This is a genomic window from Rhodococcus sp. P4_B6 (assembly GCF_056402215.1).
Map to the genome: position 1 here is coordinate 1 of NZ_JBFUHV010000002.1, position 17,026 is coordinate 17,026.

The window sequence follows — 17,026 nt, forward strand, 5'->3', positions numbered from 1 at the left end:
GGGGAGAACCGGTGGTGGCGGGGGTCCAGTCGATTCCGTGGAATTTGTCGGTGCCGCTGCGGGCGAAGGCGCGGCCGAGTTCGTGTTGGTCGGCGGCGAGGATGTTGGCGCAGAAGCGGCCGGAGGCGGCGACCTTGGGGAAGGTGGTGGAATGCCGGCCGACGAAGAAGGCGACGAGGGCGGGGTCGAGGGAGACGGAGCTGAAGGAGCCGACGGTCAGTCCGACGGGGTTGCCGGTGTCGTCGAGTGCAGTGACGGCGACGACGCCGGTGCAGAATTTTCCGAGGACGGTGCGGTAGGCGTCCGCGATGTCTTCGGGGGTGGTGGCGGTGATGTGCGGTGAGGTGGGGGTTCGCATCGGTACCTTCTTCGGTGCTGAATGTTCGGAGTCCGCCGGACGGAAGCGGACTCCGAACAAGGTCTATCCGCGGACGGACGGATTCGAGACGARGATCGACAACTCGTCGAGCGCAGCGCGATAGATCGATTCGATCGCCGTCGCCAACTCCGACTCGACCTCCGCCGAGTCCGCGGCGAACGTCGCGGCCCACTCCACGGTGCAGGACTCCGACGACGTGCCGAGCACGGAGATGGTGGACCGGTAGTGCGTCAACGGCAATGGGCCGTCGATGTACTCGTAGGTGTACCGGCGTTCGCTGTCACTGTGCTCGGCGATCCGCTCACGGGCGGGCTGACCGTCGGCGAAGACGATGTGGCGGATCCCCTGCTCCATCCGGGCGGCCGCGACTGACGGAATCCATTCGGCGATGGTTCCCGGGTCGCCGACGCGGTCCCAGATCGTGTCGGCACCGACGGGGAACTGCTTCTGAATGCTGATCTCGGCCATCGCCCTACACCCGTCCCAGCTCGGCCTCGTACTTCTTCGTCATGTGCGCGACGGCCTTCCTGTGTTCGTCCGCCTGCCCCTCCCGCACCCGGCGGGCACGCTCGTCCGCGTCGAGCAGCGGCTGCGCCTGGCCCTGGAAGAACGGCATGACGTCCTGGGCGAACAGCTCGTACGATCGCGCGGTGGCCTGCGGGTTGGCCCAATCATGACCCTGCAGAAGCAGAGTGCCGAAGCCGCCCGACTGATCGACGAGACGCTGGACCTGTGCGCGGGCCTCCTCCGCGGTGCCGATGACGCCGATGCCGGAGTTGTTGATGAAGTCGATCATCTCGCGCTTGTTCTCGCCCTCGACCGCCATCTGCGGGAACGCGGCAACGTGCTGCAGGTACTTGAACCAGTGTTCGATGCCGTGCTCGACATCGCGGTAGGCCTGCTCCCGCGTTTCGGCGATGTGGAAGGGACCCACCAGCCGCCACTTCGAGCGATCGACGTCCTCGCTCCGGCCCGCGAGCGTCGCGAATTCCTCGAGCATTCCCCAATGATGTTGCAGAGCACTGAATCCGTCGGCGGTCAGTGTCGCGGCGATCGACAGCAGCCCGATTCCGTGGTGGCCGGCCAGTCGCGCTCCCGTCGGGGAGGCGATCGCGGCGACGACCACGTCGAAGAGGGGAGAGGAGTACGGCGCCATCTGAATGCACGCGTCGACGAGCGTATGGGTCCGCGTCTTCGCGCTCACCGTCTCACCCCGCAGCAGGCGCATGATGATGTCGGTGTTCTCCGCGAGCAATTCGCGGGTGTCGATCTGCGACAGACCGAGCATCGCCGCATCGGTCGGCAGGGACCCGGGACCGAGGCCGAACAGGACGCGACCGTGGGTCAGGTGGTCGAGCATCACCATCCGCTCCGCCGCCCACAGCGGATTGTGGTACGACACCGACGTCACCCCCGTTCCCAGCTTGATGCGGCTGGTCCGTTCGCCGGCGGCGGCGATCATGATTTCCGGGGACGCGTAGATTTCGGAGCCCGCCGAATGATGTTCCCCGAACCAGGCCTCGTCGTAGCCCAGCCTCTCGAGCAACTGAACCAACTCCAGGTCGCGCTGCAACAACAGCGTCGGATTCTGACCCGGTGTGTGGATCGGCGCCAGAAACGTTCCGAACTTCAGCCTGCTCATGATCACTCCTGTGTGACGGGGGCAACAGTGAGTGAAACGCTATGGCCGCGAGTGCATCGCGTGTAGTCCTCTAAAGGAGACACTTCGCGCCGAGCACCGGATCAGCGGGACAGCTTGCGCTGCCTCGCATAGGCCAGGCCGACGAGTGCGCGCAGTGCCTGCGGTGCCCGCTTCGCGGTCCGCAGGATGGCCTGGTCGATCATGCTCAGCTTCGGTGTGAGTCGCGGGACGGTCCGGGGCGCGTGGTCGGCGTCGGTGAGGGAGTACAAGGGCCATCGGCCCGGCACGCCCTTGAGTTCGCGTTCACCGACAGCGGCGAACCGCAGTCCCGACCCCACCACGAGGTCGCGCACGGTCCGCGACACCAGCACCTCCCCGGCTCCGGCCGCGGAACCGATGCGCGCGCCGACGTGGACGGTCATCCCGCTGACGTCGGGTCCGTTCCGCTCCACCTGTCCGGTGTGGACGCCGGCCCGCACCTCGAGGCCGAGGGTGCACGCGTCGTCGACGACGCCCCGCGCACACCGGACCGCCGCGGCGGGGCCGTCGAAGATGCTGAACGTGCCGTCGCCCGCCACGTTGAGGAGACGTCCGCCCGCGTTCTCCACCGCGTCGCGGACCTGCCGTTCGTGGGTGGCGCGCAGGTCGCGGTAGGCGGCGTCGCCGATCCGGGCGAGCATCTCCGTCGACCCGACGACATCGGTGAACAGCACGGACGCGACGAACTGTCCGGCGTCCGGTGTCGGGTGCCCGCCGGTCGCGACTTGCTCGACGTGATCGATGATCGGCTTCCACGCCTCACCGAGCGACGCGCCGGACGGCGCAGGCGGCAGCAGATGGAAGGTGCCGCCGGGAATATGGGTGGCGACGTACTGGGAGGCCGTCGCGGGGACGGGACTACCGGAGACGAGCACAACCCGGGCCGGGCACTGGATCGACGGCAGAATGTCCGAGTAGTCGAGGCGGAAGATCCACTCCATGTGGGCGCGCGCGACGGCCGGTGCCGCGGAGTTTCGCTCGAGCATCGCCATCAGCCGCCGGTTGAACGGGGAATCCTCGAGGGGATCCCACAGCGGCACGGTCGCGCCCGACCCCCACGACTCCGTGGCCGCGCGCCATGCGGAGACGAACTGGTCCCGCTCGGTGGCCGTCCAGCCGTCCGGATCGTGGTCGCCGCCGATCAGCCGCTCGGCGAACGGCTGGATCAGCACCACTCCGGTGACCCGCTCCGGCGACCGCGCCGCCACGAGTGCCACGGCACCGCTTGCGCTGGCCACACCCACCAGCATTGCCTCACGCATCCCGATCTCGTCCATCACCGCGACGATGTCGTCGGCCTGCTCCTCGAGTGTCGGCAGGTGGTCGACCGGTTCGGACAGTCCCAGCCCCCGCTGCTGGAAATACGCGGTGCGGGCGAACGTGCTGCCGCGTTCCATGAGGTAGTGGATCTGCGGGTCGGTCCACATCAGGTCGAGGTGCATGTTGATCTCGAACAGCCACACGACGTCCAGCGCGCCGCCGCCCACCACCTGATACGCCAGCGCGTGTCCGTCCCGCTGGATGTACTGGACGACCGGTGGGTCCATTTTCCCAGCGTAAACGCATGTGAGCGGCAAAGTGTGCGTCCGGACGCTTTGCCGCTCACCTGGGGAGGGTGCCCAGCTCGCGGGCGCGGGCTATTGCGGAGGTCCTAGACTTGACGCCGAGTTTGCCGAAGATGTGAACGAGATGGGACTTCACGGTCGTCTCGGAGAGAAACAGTTCCTTCCCGATCTCCCGATTGGATCGCCCCGCGGCCACCAACGTCAGCACCTGGATCTCCCGCGGGCTGAGGCTGGTGGCCGGTCGGCGGACGCGCGTCATCAGTTTCGACGCCACGGCCGGGGAGAGCACGCTGTCGCCGGCCGACGCGGCCCGGACGGCGGCGAGGAGTTCGGGCGGGGGAGTGTCCTTCAGGAGATACCCGGCGGCGCCGGCGGCGATCGCGTCGAGGATGTCCGCATCCGTGTCGTAGTTCGTGACGACCAGCACGTGCGGCGGGTTCGGCAGGGACCGCAGGTTCCGGGTGGCGTCCACCCCCGACGTGCCGGCGCCGAACCGGAGGTCCATGAGGACGAGGTCGACCGGGGTCGTCGCGCACAACGCCACGGCGGCGTCGGCGGTGGCCGCCTCGCCGACCACCTCGATGTCGTCCTCGTGCTCGAGCAGGGCGCGCAGGCCCGCGCGCACGATCGCGTGGTCGTCGGCGAGCAGCAGTCGGATCATGCGCCGGCCTCGAGCGGGAACGACACCGCGACCGCGGTCAGTCCCGGTTCCGACTCCACCGACATCGACCCGTCGAGCAGCTCGACGCGACGGCGAATCGAATTCAGCCCGAACGCTTTCGACGGTTCACGGTCGAGAAGTGCGACATCGAAGCCGATGCCGTCGTCGACGACGTCCAACCGGACCGCATCCTCGTAGTAGGTGAGAGTGACCGCCATCCGGGACGACTGCGCGTGCCGGACCACGTTCGACACCGCACCCTGCGCGATCCGCACCAACGCCGCCTCGACGGGCATCGGCAACCGCACCGGATCCCCCACGACGACGGCAATGGTGTCGAAGGTGTCGCTCCTCGCCTGCGTGCAGATCCGCGCGAGCGCGTCCGCGAGCGACTGCCCGTCGAGGACGGCGGGTGTGAGATCGCCGATGAGCTGACGGGTTTCGGCGAGGCTGTCGGCGGCGGTCTCCCGCGCCAACCGGATACGGTCCCGGGCGGGGTGGCCGGGGTCCGCGCGTTCCACGGCGTGGAGCAGCATCTGAATGCTCGACAGGTCCTGCGCGACGGTGTCGTGGATCTCGCGTGCGAGCCGCTCACGCTCGGCCAGGGAACCGGCGGCACGTTCCTGCTCGGCGAGTTCGGCTCGGGTCCGGGTCAATTCGTCGATGAGGCGATCGCGTTCGACGGCCTCCCGGTACAACGCCCGGTAGCCGAGGCCGATCGCCACCGCGACGCACGCGCCGATCACCGGACCGACGACACCCGCGACGCTCCAGCCGCGGTGCATTCCGGTGCCTGCCACCGCCACGACGGTCGCGGCTGCGACCGCCAGGACTCCCCATCGTCGCGGCAGCAGATGCAGGTACAGGAAGAACAGTCCGAACGCGAGATAGGCGGCGTCGGGGGCGAGGACCATCAGGGCCACCCACAGTGCCGTCAGCGCTGCGAGCCACCACCCCCCGCGCAGACGTCGCGTCGCCCCCGCCGCGTACACCGCGAGAAACGCCACCGACAGCACCACGATCGCCGGCGCGTTCGGCGCGTCCAGGAGGACGGCACGCAAGATCACGACTGCAGTGAGCGCCGCGGTCAGCGCATGCAGTCCGAGTTGGAGTCCCGCGAACACGGGAGTGAGAGGGGAGCGGTGCACCCCGTCCAGCTTATCGACGTGAGCGCACCCGGCATCCATCGAAAGTCGGAACCCGCACCCGACCTTCGACCGCCGAGAATTCCATCCCACGTGCGATGGAACCGTGCCGTGCCGGGGGCACGGTGAGTTCGGAGGCCGTGAGCGCCGCCCCGGCCCACATCGACTGCGGCGCCGGTCGTGATCTGGAGAGGACCATCTGTGTTCGTCGCATCGAGAGACCTGCGTGCCGCGCGTGGTCGCTTCGCGCTGATATCCGTCGTCGTGGTGCTGATTGCGCTGCTCGTCACGTTTCTCAGCGGTCTCACGGCCGGATTGCGCCACCAGAACGTGTCCGTCGTGGAACGTATCGACGCCCAGTCGGTGGTCTTCGCGGCCTCCGACGACGGTCCGTCGTTCGACGAGTCCGCGCTGACGTCCGAGCAGGTGGCCGTCTGGCGGCGGAGTGCCGACTCGGTGCACCCGATCGGGGTGGGACGAGGCTCGGCGTCGGCAGCTGGAGGTGCGACGAAGGGGGTGGCGCTCGTGGGCGCGGACGGCGGTGTGGGCGACCGCGCACCGTCCGCGCCGGGAACCGTGATCGTCGGGGACGGCGCGGCGCGGTCGCTCGGGGTATCCGCCGGCGACACGGTGACGATCGCCGGCCAGGCGTTCACCGTCGCCGCGGTCCGCGGCGACGACTGGTACGGCCACAGCCCGGCCGTGTGGATGACGCTCGCCGACTGGCAGCACGCGAACCCGCGCGGGGGCGCGGCGACGGTGCTCGCGGTGTCTGGCGGGGACGACGCCACGAACTCCCTCGCGGGGACGACCTCCCGAACCGTGGCCGACTCCTTCTCCGCCGTCGGCTCCTACACCTCCGAGAACGGGTCGCTGACGTTGATGACGGTGATGCTGTTCGCGATCTCCGCGCTGGTCATCGGCGCGTTCTTCACGGTCTGGACACTCCAGCGCACCCCCGACGTCGCGACGCTGAAGGCGCTCGGAGCGTCCACCGGGTCGCTCGTGCGGGACGCGCTCGGGCAGGCGCTCGTCGTTCTGCTCGCCGGCGTGGGTGCCGGTGTCGGGATGGCGGCCGTGGCCGGGTCGATGATCGGCGACGCGGTGCCGTTCGTGCTCGACATCTCCACCACTCTCCTGCCCGCCACCGCACTCGTCGGGCTCGGCCTCCTCGGCGCCGCCTTCGCGCTCCGCTTCCTCTTCACCACCGACCCCCTCACCGCACTCGGGAGCACACGATGACCACACCCGCCCTCACCCTCGACGACGTCACCCTCACCTACCCGGACGGCGCCGGACGCGTCACCGCCCTCGACTCCGTGTCGCTGACCCTCGGCCGGGGTGAGATCGCCGCGATCACCGGTCCGTCCGGTTCCGGAAAGTCGACGCTCCTCGCGGTGGCGTCGACACTGATCCGGCCCGACTCTGGCTCCGTCCGGTTGGGCGACACCGAACTCACCACTCTCAGCCGGCGCGAGGCGTCCACACTGCGCCGCGACCGGATCGGCATCGTGTTCCAGCAGTCCAACCTGGTGTCGTCGCTGACGGCCCTCGAACAACTCGAAGCGATGGCGCATCTCGGGCAGCGGTGGTTCGTGCCGCGGCGGGCGGGGCGCGCGAAGGCTCGCGATCTGCTCGACGCCGTCGGCCTCGCAGATCACGCCGGAAAACGGCCGGCGCAGTTGTCGGGTGGGCAGCGGCAGCGGGTCAACCTCGCCCGGGCGCTGATGAACGATCCGTCGCTGCTGGTCGTCGACGAGCCGACTAGCGCGCTCGACCAGGAACGAGGCGCCGCGATCATGGATCTGATCCTCGGTGTCGTGCGAGAACGCGAGGTCGCGACGCTGCTGGTGACACACGACCGCACGCACCTGTGCAGAATGGATGCAGTCCACCGCGTGGTCGACGTACTCACAGGTGTGAACAATATGTTTCTTTCAAAGTCAAGGGTTGACGTTTCTCATGTGCGTGAGATTACATCTTAGCGGTAAGCCTTTGAGGGCTTAAGTAAATGCCTCGACCCGACCCTGAGGATGCTCATGACGACGGTATCGCCCGCCATGGCTGCCACAGCTGAGATGATCAGCGCCCGACTCGAACGCCTGCCGATGAGCAGGTGGCACATCAAGGCCCGCGTCATCGTCGGCGCCGTCACGTTCTTCGACGGCTTCGACCAGTTGATGATCGCGTACTCGCTCCCCGTCCTCATTCCCAAGTGGGGCCTGACCCCCGGCGACATCGCCTGGGTAATCGCCATCGGCGGCATCGGCATGCTCGTCGGCGCGCTCGCCGGCGGCTGGTTCGCCGACCGCGTCGGCCGGCTCAACGTCATCATCTTCTCGCTCGCGCTCTATGCGGTAATGAGCCTGGGCATGGCGTTCACCGACTCCCTGGAGCTCTTCCTCATCTTCCGATTCGTGCAGGGCATCGGCCTCGGCGCCGAGGTCCCGGTGGCGGCGAGCTACATCGGCGAGATCACCAAAGCCCACAAGCGTGGACGATTCGTGCTGCTCTACGAGGTGATCTTCCCCGTCGGACTCGTGATGTCGGCGATCGTGTCGGCGTGGGTGGTCCCGAACTACGGCTACAAGATCCTCTTCGCGCTCGGTGCGCTGCCCGTCCTGCTGCTGCCGATGTTGTGGAAGCTTCCCGAGTCGCCGCGCTGGCTCGCGTCCCGCGGCCGCCACGAAGACGCGCACAACGCCATGACCCGCATCGAGAACGAGATCACCGAGAAGTACGGCAAGACGCTCCCGGCTCCGCAGCCGTTGCCTTCCGTCACCGTCGACGTGCGCCGCGGAACCTTCGCGGAGGCGTTCCGGGGCGTCTACCTGCGCCGCACGCTGATGCTCGCCGCGATCTGGGGCTGCGCCTACTTCGTCAACTACGGCATCGCGTCCTGGCTGCCGACGCTCTACCGGTCCGCATTCAATGTCAGCGTCGACACCGCCCTGCACTACAGCATCGTCACCAGCGTCGCCGGTCTGCTCGGCTGCATCCTCGTCGCGTTCCTCATCGACAACCTCGGACGCCGCATCTGCATCACCGCGTCGATGGTCCTGTGCTCGTCGCTGCTCTTCCTGCTCGCCGCCACCGGCGCCGACACCGCGACGAAGGTCCTGTTCTGGTCGGCCGGATCCGCCCTGTTCGTCTTCGCCGTCAACATGGCGCTCTACGTCTACACCGCAGAGCTGTACCCCACCCGGATGCGCGCCATCGGCTGCGCGATCGGCGGAGCGAGCGGACGCCTCGGCATCATCGTCGGCCCCCTCGCCGTCGGCGCCATCCTGGACGGGGGCGGCACGCTCACCGTCGTCTTCGGAATGTTCTCCGCGGTCGCGCTGATCGGTGCCCTCGTGGTCGGCTTCTTCGCCGTCGAAACCCGCGAAAAGACCCTCGAGGAGATCTCCCAGTGACCATCCTCGACACCGCACCACAGACACTGCCGTTCGTCCCGGTCGCCGACCGGATCCTCGTCGCCGGGCAGTGGCGGCAGGCGAGCGGCCCCGCCTTCGCGGTCACGGACCCATCGAACGGCGACACCCTCCAGGTGATCCACCAGGCCACCGCCGACGACGCCGACGAGGCGGTTCGGAAGGGCCGCGCCGCCGCCGACGACCCGGCGTGGCGCGCGCTGCTCCCGCACCAGCGGGCCAAGTACCTGCACCGCATCGCCGACGCCATCGAGGCGAACACGTCCCGGCTGGCACTGCTGCAGAGCTACAACACCGGCAAGACGGTCGCCGAGACCACGGCACTCGTCGGCAGCGCGGCGGGCACGTTCCGCTACTTCGCCGCCGTCCTCGAAACCGCCGACGACGACCTCACCGCCCCGCGCGGCAACTTCCTCACGATGAGCGTTCTCGAACCCATCGGCGTGGTCGGCGCCATCGCGCCGTGGAACTCGCCGGTGGCCAGCGACGCGCAGAAGATCGCCCCCGCCCTGGCGGCCGGCAACGCCGTCGTCCTCAAACCCGCCGAGTGGACGCCGCTGGTGTCCCTCGAACTGGCGCGGCTGATCGACCAAACACAACTGCCTGCCGGGCTGCTGTCGGTGCTCCCCGGCAAGGGCTCGGTGGTCGGCGACGCCATCGTCACCCACCCCGGCGTCGGGAAGGTGACGTTCACCGGCGGCACCAACACCGGACGCTCCATCGCGCACGCGGCAGCCGACAAACTGATGCCCGTGTCGCTGGAACTCGGCGGCAAGTCGCCGACGATCGTCCTCGACGACGCCGACCTCGACGCCGCCGTCAACGGCGTGATGTACGGAATCTTCTCGTCCACCGGGCAGAGCTGCATCGCCGGATCCCGCCTGTTCGTCGACCGCCGCATCTACGAAAAGTTCGTCGAGAAACTGGTGGCCAAGACGACCCGGCTCCGCCTCGGACCCGGCCGCGACCCCGACACCCAGGTCGGGCCGATGGTCCACCGCAAGCACCGCGACAGCGTCGCCGCCTACGTGGACCTCGCTCGCGAAGAAGGCGGCCGAGTGCTGTGCGGCGGGGCGATCCCCGACGACGAGCGACTGCGCGACGGCGCGTACTACCTGCCGACGATCATCGACGGGCTGCCCAACAATTCGCGCACCTGTCAGGAGGAGATCTTCGGACCCGTCCTGGTGGTCCTGCCGTTCGACGGCGAAGCGGACCTCGTTGCGCAGGCCAATGATTCGGTGTTCGGCCTGGCATCCGGAATCTGGACCGGCGACTACCGCCGCGCCTGGAAACTCGCCCGCCGACTCCAGGCCGGCACCGTGTGGATCAACACCTACAAGCAGTTCAGCATCTCCACGCCGTTCGGCGGCGTCAAGGAAAGCGGACTCGGGGTGGAGAAGGGGCGCAGTGGCATCGCCGCCTACTCGAGGCAGAAGAGCATCTACTGGGGCCTCGACGAGGAACCCAACCCCTGGGCAAATTGAGCGACCCGCTCGTGGGCAAATTGAGCGACCCGCTCGTGGGATAGGTCGGGCAGAAAGAAATTCCCGCCACCTCTGTACGACCTATTACTTTAGCGCTAAGATATTGAGACCTAAGCAACTGGAGGCTTGCGATGAACCAACCCATAGCCCGGCTGCGGTGCCTGCGCTCCGTCGAACTGCGCACACAGGCCAGCCTCGAATCCACCGATTTCTACTCGGAGGTGTGGGGACTGCGCGTGGTCGAACAGGGCACGAACGGTGCCTGGCTGCGGGGGACCGGTGAGCACCACCACGCGCTGCAACTGACGCAGGCCGAACGGAACGGACTCGGCCGCATCACGTTCGCCGTCGCCACACCCGCCGAGGTCGACGAGGCCGCCCGCAGGCTCGAACTGCGCGGTGTCCCGATCGTCAGCGGCCCGGGGCCGGTCGACGACCTCGGGGGCGGCTACGGCGTGAGCCTCGTAGACCCCGAGGGTCGCGTCGTCGAACTGCTCGCCGACGCGCTCGCGGTCCCCAGGCTCGGCCGCGACGACGCCGTCCCGGTGGGCGTCACGCACGTCGTCCTCAACACCGTCGACATCGACGCTGCGGTGAAGTTCTACTGCGACATCCTGGGCATGCGGGTCTCCGACTGGTCCGAGCACCAGATGGCGTTCCTGCGTTGCAACACCGACCATCACAGCATCGCGTTCAACCAGGCCGAGTGGACGTCGGTGAACCACGTCGCCTACGAGATGCCCACCGTGGACCACTTCATGCGCGGCATCGGCCGGTTGCGGCACCACGGCACCGTGCCGCTGTGGGGTCCGGGCAAGCACGGTCCCGGGGACAACACGTTCTCCTACTTCGCCGACCCGGCGGGGCTGGTGTGCGAGTACACGTCCGGCATCGCGCAGGTCGACGAGGACCGGTGGCTGTGCAAGGTGTGGCGCCGGGTTCCGGAGCTCTCCGACCTGTGGGGCACCGCGGGCCCGCCGTCCACGCAGGTCCGCGACCACATGGCCGGCGTCCCCGACCCCGGGGCGTTCGAGCGGTTCGACCTCGGGCGGGCGTCGTGACGCACGTCGTCGAATCCGGCTCCGGTCCCGCGCTGCTGATGCTGCACGGGATTGGCGGCAGCGCGGACAGTTTCGCGCCGCAGTTCGACGAACTCGCGGGGTCGCTCCGACTGCTGGCCTGGGACGCTCCCGGCTACGGCCGCAGTGAAGACCCCGGCCGTCCGTTCGACCTCGACGACTACGCCGACGCCGCCGCCGACGTGATCCGCGACCGCTGCGGGGACGCGGGGGCGCACGTCCTCGGAATGTCGTGGGGCGGCGTGATCGCCACCCGGCTGGCGCTGCGCCACCCCGGGCTCGTGCGGAGTCTGCTGCTCGGCAGTTCCACCGTCGGCTCGGGAGCGGACGGCGAAGCCGCCGACCGGATGCGTGCCCGGGCCGCGACGCTCGAGCAGCAGGGTGCGGAAGCCTTTGCCGCCGAACGGGCCCCGCGGCTACTGTCCGGGACCGCCGACGACGAACTGACCGCGAAGGCCACGGCGATCATGGCGTCGTCGATCCGGCTGCCCGGCTACGGGTACGCCGCGGAGTCGATGGCGGCCGCCGATCACACGGCCGATCTGCCGAAGATCGACGTCCCGACACTCGTCCTCAGTGGCGACGAGGACGGGGTGACCGGTGTTCCCGCGAGTCAGGTTCTCGCAGGCGGAATTCCGGGCGCCGTGTTCGTCACCATCCGCGGTGCCGGGCACCTCGCGAACCAGGAGCGGCCGGACGCCTTCGACGCCTGGGTCGAATCCTTCATCCACATCACCGAACGCCTACGCAACCACCTCTAGAGAAGGAGCACGACATGACACTCGAATACGGCACCGCCGATCTGAAGGAATTCACCGACTCGCTGATCCTCACCCGTGGCTCCCGCCACGAGGACTGGGACACCCTGGGCTTCCAGGCCAAGGCCGGCGACCAGTTCAAGCGCGCGCAGATCCGCTACGTCGGCTCCGGCGCGACCGGCAACCACGAGAACGACAACCGCACCATCGGATCGCGCGGATTCACGTTCTCCAACATGCTGCTTCCCCCCGGCGCCGAGGGCCCGGAGCACACCCACCACGACGCCGAGGAAGCCTTCTTCGTCCTCGAGGGCGAGGTGGAGGTCGGCGTCCACCGCGACGGCCAGGTGGAGAAGCGCACCCTCGGCTACCGCGACATGATCGTCGTCCCGGCCGGCGTGCCCCGCAGCCTGAAGAACAACGGCGACAAGGACGCCCTGTTCTGCGTCATCATCGGCGCGCAGAAGCCGCAGATCCCGACGTACCCCGAGACGTCGGCCATGCACGGCGTCACGCGGGACTGACCGTGAGTCTCGACGGCCGCAGCATCCTCGTCACCGGGGCGGGGCGGGGTCTCGGCCTCGCCCTGGCCCGCCGGCTCGGCGAGGACGGCGCCACCCTGTGGCTCGCCGACATCCGCGAGGACTGGGGCGAGGCCGCGGCGGAAAGCCTGCGCGCGGACGGCGTCAAGGCGCAGTTCGTGCGGGTCGATCTCCGCGATGCGGAGTCCGTCGACGCGATGGCGGCCACCGTCACCTCGGGTGGCCCGCTGTACGGCCTCGTCAACAACGCGGCCCTCGCGGACGGCGTGGGCGGCAAACCGATTCACGAACTCGACATCGACGAGTGGGACCGTGTGCTGGGCGTGAATCTGCGCGGCACGTTCCTCGTGAGCAGGGCGATCGTTCCCTCCATCATCGGGAACGGAGGCGGACGAGTCGTCACCATCGGCTCCGACGCCGCCCTGTACGGTTCGCCGCGACTCGCGCACTACATCGCATCCAAGGGCGGGGTGGCCGCGCTGACCCGCGCCATGTCCCGCGACCTCGGCCCGCACGGCATCACCGTCAACACCGTCTCGCCCGGTCTGACCGAAAGCGAATCGGCGCAGAAGGTTCCGGAGCACCGGCACGAGCTGTACCGCCTCAATCGCGCGCTCGAACGGCCGCAGCAGCCGTCGGATCTCGTCGGCGCCGTCGCGTTCCTGATGGGACCCGAGGCGTCGTACATCACCGGCCAGCAACTCGTCGTCAACGGCGGATTCGTCCTGCACTAGAGAAGGGGACCACGTCGTGGACCTGCAACTGAAAGACCGCACCCACCTGGTGACCGGCGGAAGCTCGGGAGTCGGGCTCGCCACCGTCGCGATGCTGCTCGAGGAGGGTGCCAACGTCGTCACCTGTGCCCGCGACCGCGACCGGCTCGACTCCGTGATCGCGCCGCTGCCCGGCAGCGACCGCGTCCTCACCGCGTCGTGCGACGTCCGTGATCCGGCCGCGGTCGCCGCACTGGTTGACGCCGGTGTCGCCCGATTCGGCGGCCTCGACGGTCTGGTCAACAACGCAGGCAAGTCCCGCATGGTCCCGCGCGGCGAGGCGACCCTCGACGACTGGCGCGACGAACTCGACCTCAAGTTCTCCAGCGTCCTCAACACCGTCGACGCGGCGCTGCCGGCGCTGCGCAAGTCCGACGCCGCGTCCATCGTCAACATCTCGGCGGTCCTCGCGCGCCAGCCCGAGCCGCGGCTGGTCACCACCAGCGCCGCCCGGGCCGGGCTGCTGAACCTCAGCAAGTCGCTGTCGCTGGAACTCGCGACCGACGGCATCCGCGTCAACTCGGTGTCGCTCGGCCTGGTCGACACCGGTCAGTGGCGCCGCCGCTACGAGGAATCCGGCACCGACGCCACCTTCGCCGAATGGGAGGCGGAGATCGCCCAGGACCGCGGGATCGGCCTCGGCCGGTTCGGCCGCGCCGACGAGGTGGCCGCCATGATCGTGACCCTGCTGTCCCCCCGCTCGTCCTACGTGACGGGCACCAGCCTCGACGTCTGCGGAGGCGTCGCGCGCTATGTCTGAGAGGAACACCATGTCGGTAGGAAACGGGGGCGACCTGCTCGTCCAGGTGCTGCGCGAAGCCGGTGTCGACACCGTCTTCGGCATCGTGAGCGTGCACAACCAGCCCCTCGTGCAGGCGGTCGCCAAGCACCTGCGGTTCGTGCCGGTCCGGCACGAGGCCACCGCGGTCAGCGCCGCCGACGGATACGCCCGGGCGACCGGGGGACTTGGCTGTGCGCTCACGAGCACCGGGACGGGCGCCGGTAACGCGGCCGGGTCGCTGATCGAATCGCTCAGCGCCGGAACGTCGGTGCTGCACGTGACGGGCAACGTCGAGAGCCGGTACCTGGGATCGGGTCGCGGGTTCATCCACGAGACCAAGGATCAGCTGGGGATGCTGACGGCGACGTCGAAGCACGCCGCCACCATCCTCGACACGGACAGCGCCGGAAAGGTGTTGCGGGAAGGCATCGCCGCCGCACTCGCCGCGCCCGGCGGGCCGTCGAGCATCGAATGGCCCATCGACCTGCAGTACGCGGAGCACGTCATCGACGTGGTCGAGCCGGTCGTCGAACCGCTGCGCACGCCGGACGTCGACGACTTGGCCGTCGCCTTCGCGCTGCTGCGGTCGGCGGAACGCCCGGTGATCTGGGCGGGCGGCGGCGTCGCCACGGCCGGTGCCGAGCTGACCGCACTGGTGGAGCAGTGGGGAGTCCCGTTGCTCACCAGCAACTCCGGGCGCGGCGCCGTGCCGGAGGACCACCCGCTGTGCATCGGCAACTACGGCAACACCCCGGCTGGGCGCGAACTCCTCGCCGACGCCGACCTGCTGCTGTCGCTGGGCACCCACTTCCGGTCCAACGAGACCGGCGACTACTCGATGCCCGTCCCCGCCGTGCACGTGCAGGTCGACCTCGACGCCGCCGCGATCGGACGGGTCTACCCGGCGCAGGCCGGGGTGACCGCCGACGTCGCGACGTTCCTGCGGTCGCTGTCCGAACTGGCCCCGGTCGACGCGTCGTGGACCGAGCGTGGCCGGGCGACAAGGGAACTGGTCCGCACCCGGCAGCGCGCCGGACTCGGCGACCACGCCGTGCTGTGCGACGCCGTCCGCGCCGCGTTCCCGAAGGACTCCGTGATCGCCCGCGACGTCACCATCGCGTCCAGTTCCTGGGGTAACCGGCTGCTGCCGATGTTCGACCCCAGGTCCAACGTCTTCCCCCGCGGCGGCGGCATCGGGCAGGGCCTGGGCATGGCCATCGGTTCCGCACTGGCCGACGAGACCCGCCCCACCCTGGCGCTGGTCGGCGACGGCGGCCTGGCCGTCCACTTCGGCGAGATCCTCACCATGGCGCAGGAGAAGCCGTGGCTGGTGCTGCTCGTGTTCAACGACGGCGGGTACGGTGTGCTGCGCAACATGCAGCAGGGCGGCGGCGAAGACACCTACGCCGTCGATCTCGTCACCCCCGACTTCCCGTTGCTGGCACAGTCGATCGGCGTGCCCTACCTGCGGATCGGCGGCGCGGCCGAGGCGCACAGCGTGCTCGCTGACGCCGTGTCCCGGCAGGCCCCCGTGATCGTCGAGGTCGACCTCGCCGCCTACGGCGACATGCCGGCACCGTTCACGCCGCCCGTGACGGTGCCAGGAAAGGGTGCACAGTGACCACGGTCGCCGTCTGCGGCGGCGGCATCGGCGGACTCGCCACGGCCATCGCCCTCCGCAAGTTCGGCCTCGACGTCACGGTCTACGAGCAGACGAGGCAGTTCGCCCGCGTCGGCGCCGACATCAACCTCACCCCCAACGCGGTCCGGGCGCTCGACGGTCTCGGTGTCGGGCCGGCGATCCGCGACTCCGCCGCCCGGCCGCAGTTCCGGATCAGCCGCACGTGGGACACGGGAGCCGAGACGTCCCGGCTGCCGATGGGCGACAGCGCGGAACAGCAGTACGGCGCACCGCAGTTGACCATGCACCGCGGCGACCTGATGACCGCGCTCGAGAACCGGCTGCCGTCGGGGTCCGTCGAAATGGGCCGCCGGGTCGCCGGCGTCGCGGACGGGCGCATCGAGTTCACCGACGGCAGTGCGGTTTCCGCGGACGTGATCGTCGGTGCCGACGGCATCCACTCCGCGGTCCGGACCGCGCTCCTCGGACGGGAACAGCCGACATTCACGGGAGTCGTGGCGTTCCGCGCCGTCGTCCCCACCGAACGCGTCGGCAACCTGCCGAACCTCGACTGCTTCACCAAGTGGTGGGGCCCCGACAGTGCGACGCAGATCGTGACATTCCCCCTCAACCAGGGCAAGGACATCTTCGTCTTCGCCACCTGCGGCCAGGAGGAGTGGACCGAGGAATCGTGGACCACACCCGGTTCCGTCGCCGAACTGCGGGAGCTGTACCGCGACTTCCACCCCGAGGCGCGGGCGCTGCTCGACGCGTGCGACGGCGTCCTGAAATCGGCTCTCTACGTTCGGGACCCGCTGGCATCGTGGACCGACGGCCGCTCCGTGCTCCTCGGCGACGCCGCGCACCCGATGATGCCGTTCATGGCGCAGGGCGCAGGCATGGCGATCGAAGACGCCGTCGTCCTGTCCCGCTGCCTGAGTCTGTTCGACGACCCCGCGGTCGCCCTGCAGACCTACCAGGACACGCGACTGCAGCGGACCTCCCGCATCCAGCGGGGCTCCCGGTCCAACGAGTGGCTGAAGGTCGCGGGCAACGGCGACTGGGTCTACGAATACGACGCCTGGCAGGTGCCGTTGGAATTGGCCGCGGCCTGAACGGA

Annotated in this window: 17 protein-coding genes; 11 read left to right on the plus strand and 6 right to left on the minus strand. The window is 69.2% G+C overall.

Annotation, left to right across the window (positions count from 1 at the left end; genetic code table 11):
* From AC1DWT_RS00865 to AC1DWT_RS00890, 6 genes are all read right to left on the minus strand, one after another.
* Window positions 1-358: flavin reductase family protein (locus AC1DWT_RS00865; protein ID WP_477919401.1), on the minus strand; the 358-nt coding region annotated here is incomplete at its 3' end.
* A gap of 63 nt (window positions 359-421) precedes the next feature.
* Window positions 422-847 (minus strand): SRPBCC family protein, encoded by a 426-nt coding sequence (locus AC1DWT_RS00870; protein WP_477919402.1) that lies wholly within the window; start codon window positions 845-847, stop codon window positions 422-424.
* A gap of 4 nt (window positions 848-851) precedes the next feature.
* Window positions 852-2,021 carry an LLM class flavin-dependent oxidoreductase gene (locus AC1DWT_RS00875; protein WP_072949192.1) on the minus strand — a complete coding sequence of 390 codons (1,170 nt, stop codon included), beginning with the start codon at window positions 2,019-2,021 and terminating at the stop codon, window positions 852-854.
* 101 nt (window positions 2,022-2,122) lie between these two features.
* Window positions 2,123-3,607, minus strand: a complete 1,485-nt coding sequence (locus AC1DWT_RS00880) for an adenylate/guanylate cyclase domain-containing protein (RefSeq protein ID WP_206014337.1) — start codon at window positions 3,605-3,607, stop codon at window positions 2,123-2,125.
* Window positions 3,608-3,662: 55 nt separating this feature from the next.
* Window positions 3,663-4,286, minus strand: coding sequence for a response regulator (locus tag AC1DWT_RS00885; protein ID WP_124392048.1), 624 nt, complete (start codon window positions 4,284-4,286; stop codon window positions 3,663-3,665).
* Window positions 4,283-5,473 carry a sensor histidine kinase gene (locus tag AC1DWT_RS00890; protein ID WP_072949184.1) on the minus strand — a complete coding sequence of 397 codons (1,191 nt, stop codon included), beginning with the start codon at window positions 5,471-5,473 and terminating at the stop codon, window positions 4,283-4,285. The genes AC1DWT_RS00885 and AC1DWT_RS00890 overlap by 4 nt, the downstream gene beginning before the upstream one ends.
* Window positions 5,474-5,632: 159 nt before the next feature.
* Here AC1DWT_RS00890 and AC1DWT_RS00895 point away from each other — a divergent pair, with 159 nt between their 5' ends.
* From AC1DWT_RS00895 to AC1DWT_RS00945, 11 genes are all read left to right on the plus strand, one after another.
* Entirely contained in the window at window positions 5,633-6,673 is a 1,041-nt protein-coding gene (locus AC1DWT_RS00895; protein ID WP_477919403.1) for an ABC transporter permease, read from the plus strand.
* On the plus strand, window positions 6,670-7,416 hold the full coding sequence (locus AC1DWT_RS00900; RefSeq protein WP_477919404.1) for an ABC transporter ATP-binding protein: 747 nt from the start codon (window positions 6,670-6,672) through the stop codon (window positions 7,414-7,416). The genes AC1DWT_RS00895 and AC1DWT_RS00900 overlap by 4 nt, the downstream gene beginning before the upstream one ends.
* A gap of 48 nt (window positions 7,417-7,464) precedes the next feature.
* Window positions 7,465-8,847 carry an MFS transporter gene (locus tag AC1DWT_RS00905; protein WP_072949179.1) on the plus strand — a complete coding sequence of 461 codons (1,383 nt, stop codon included), beginning with the start codon at window positions 7,465-7,467 and terminating at the stop codon, window positions 8,845-8,847.
* A complete protein-coding gene (locus AC1DWT_RS00910; RefSeq protein WP_072949177.1) occupies window positions 8,844-10,352 on the plus strand; it encodes an aldehyde dehydrogenase in 1,509 nt (502 codons plus the stop codon). Before AC1DWT_RS00905 ends, AC1DWT_RS00910 begins: the two co-directional genes overlap by 4 nt.
* A 131-nt stretch (window positions 10,353-10,483) precedes the next feature.
* Window positions 10,484-11,413, plus strand: a complete 930-nt coding sequence (locus AC1DWT_RS00915; protein WP_206014339.1) for a VOC family protein — start codon at window positions 10,484-10,486, stop codon at window positions 11,411-11,413.
* On the plus strand, window positions 11,410-12,192 hold the full coding sequence (locus AC1DWT_RS00920; RefSeq protein WP_072949173.1) for an alpha/beta fold hydrolase: 783 nt from the start codon (window positions 11,410-11,412) through the stop codon (window positions 12,190-12,192). Before AC1DWT_RS00915 ends, AC1DWT_RS00920 begins: the two co-directional genes overlap by 4 nt.
* Window positions 12,193-12,206: 14 nt before the next feature.
* The gene (locus AC1DWT_RS00925; protein ID WP_072949171.1) at window positions 12,207-12,713 is read left to right on the plus strand and encodes a cupin domain-containing protein; all 507 of its coding nucleotides are present in this window, start codon (window positions 12,207-12,209) and stop codon (window positions 12,711-12,713) included.
* A gap of 2 nt (window positions 12,714-12,715) precedes the next feature.
* Window positions 12,716-13,465: a 3-oxoacyl-ACP reductase family protein gene (locus tag AC1DWT_RS00930; RefSeq protein WP_072949169.1), complete on the plus strand. Its 750-nt coding sequence runs from the start codon at window positions 12,716-12,718 to the stop codon at window positions 13,463-13,465.
* A 16-nt stretch (window positions 13,466-13,481) separates the two neighbouring features.
* On the plus strand, window positions 13,482-14,264 hold the full coding sequence (locus AC1DWT_RS00935) for an SDR family oxidoreductase (RefSeq protein WP_072949168.1): 783 nt from the start codon (window positions 13,482-13,484) through the stop codon (window positions 14,262-14,264).
* Window positions 14,257-15,906, plus strand: a complete 1,650-nt coding sequence (locus tag AC1DWT_RS00940) for a thiamine pyrophosphate-binding protein (RefSeq protein ID WP_206014341.1) — start codon at window positions 14,257-14,259, stop codon at window positions 15,904-15,906. The genes AC1DWT_RS00935 and AC1DWT_RS00940 overlap by 8 nt, the downstream gene beginning before the upstream one ends.
* Window positions 15,903-17,021: an FAD-dependent monooxygenase gene (locus tag AC1DWT_RS00945; protein WP_477919405.1), complete on the plus strand. Its 1,119-nt coding sequence runs from the start codon at window positions 15,903-15,905 to the stop codon at window positions 17,019-17,021. Before AC1DWT_RS00940 ends, AC1DWT_RS00945 begins: the two co-directional genes overlap by 4 nt.
* Window positions 17,022-17,026 lie beyond the last annotated feature (5 nt).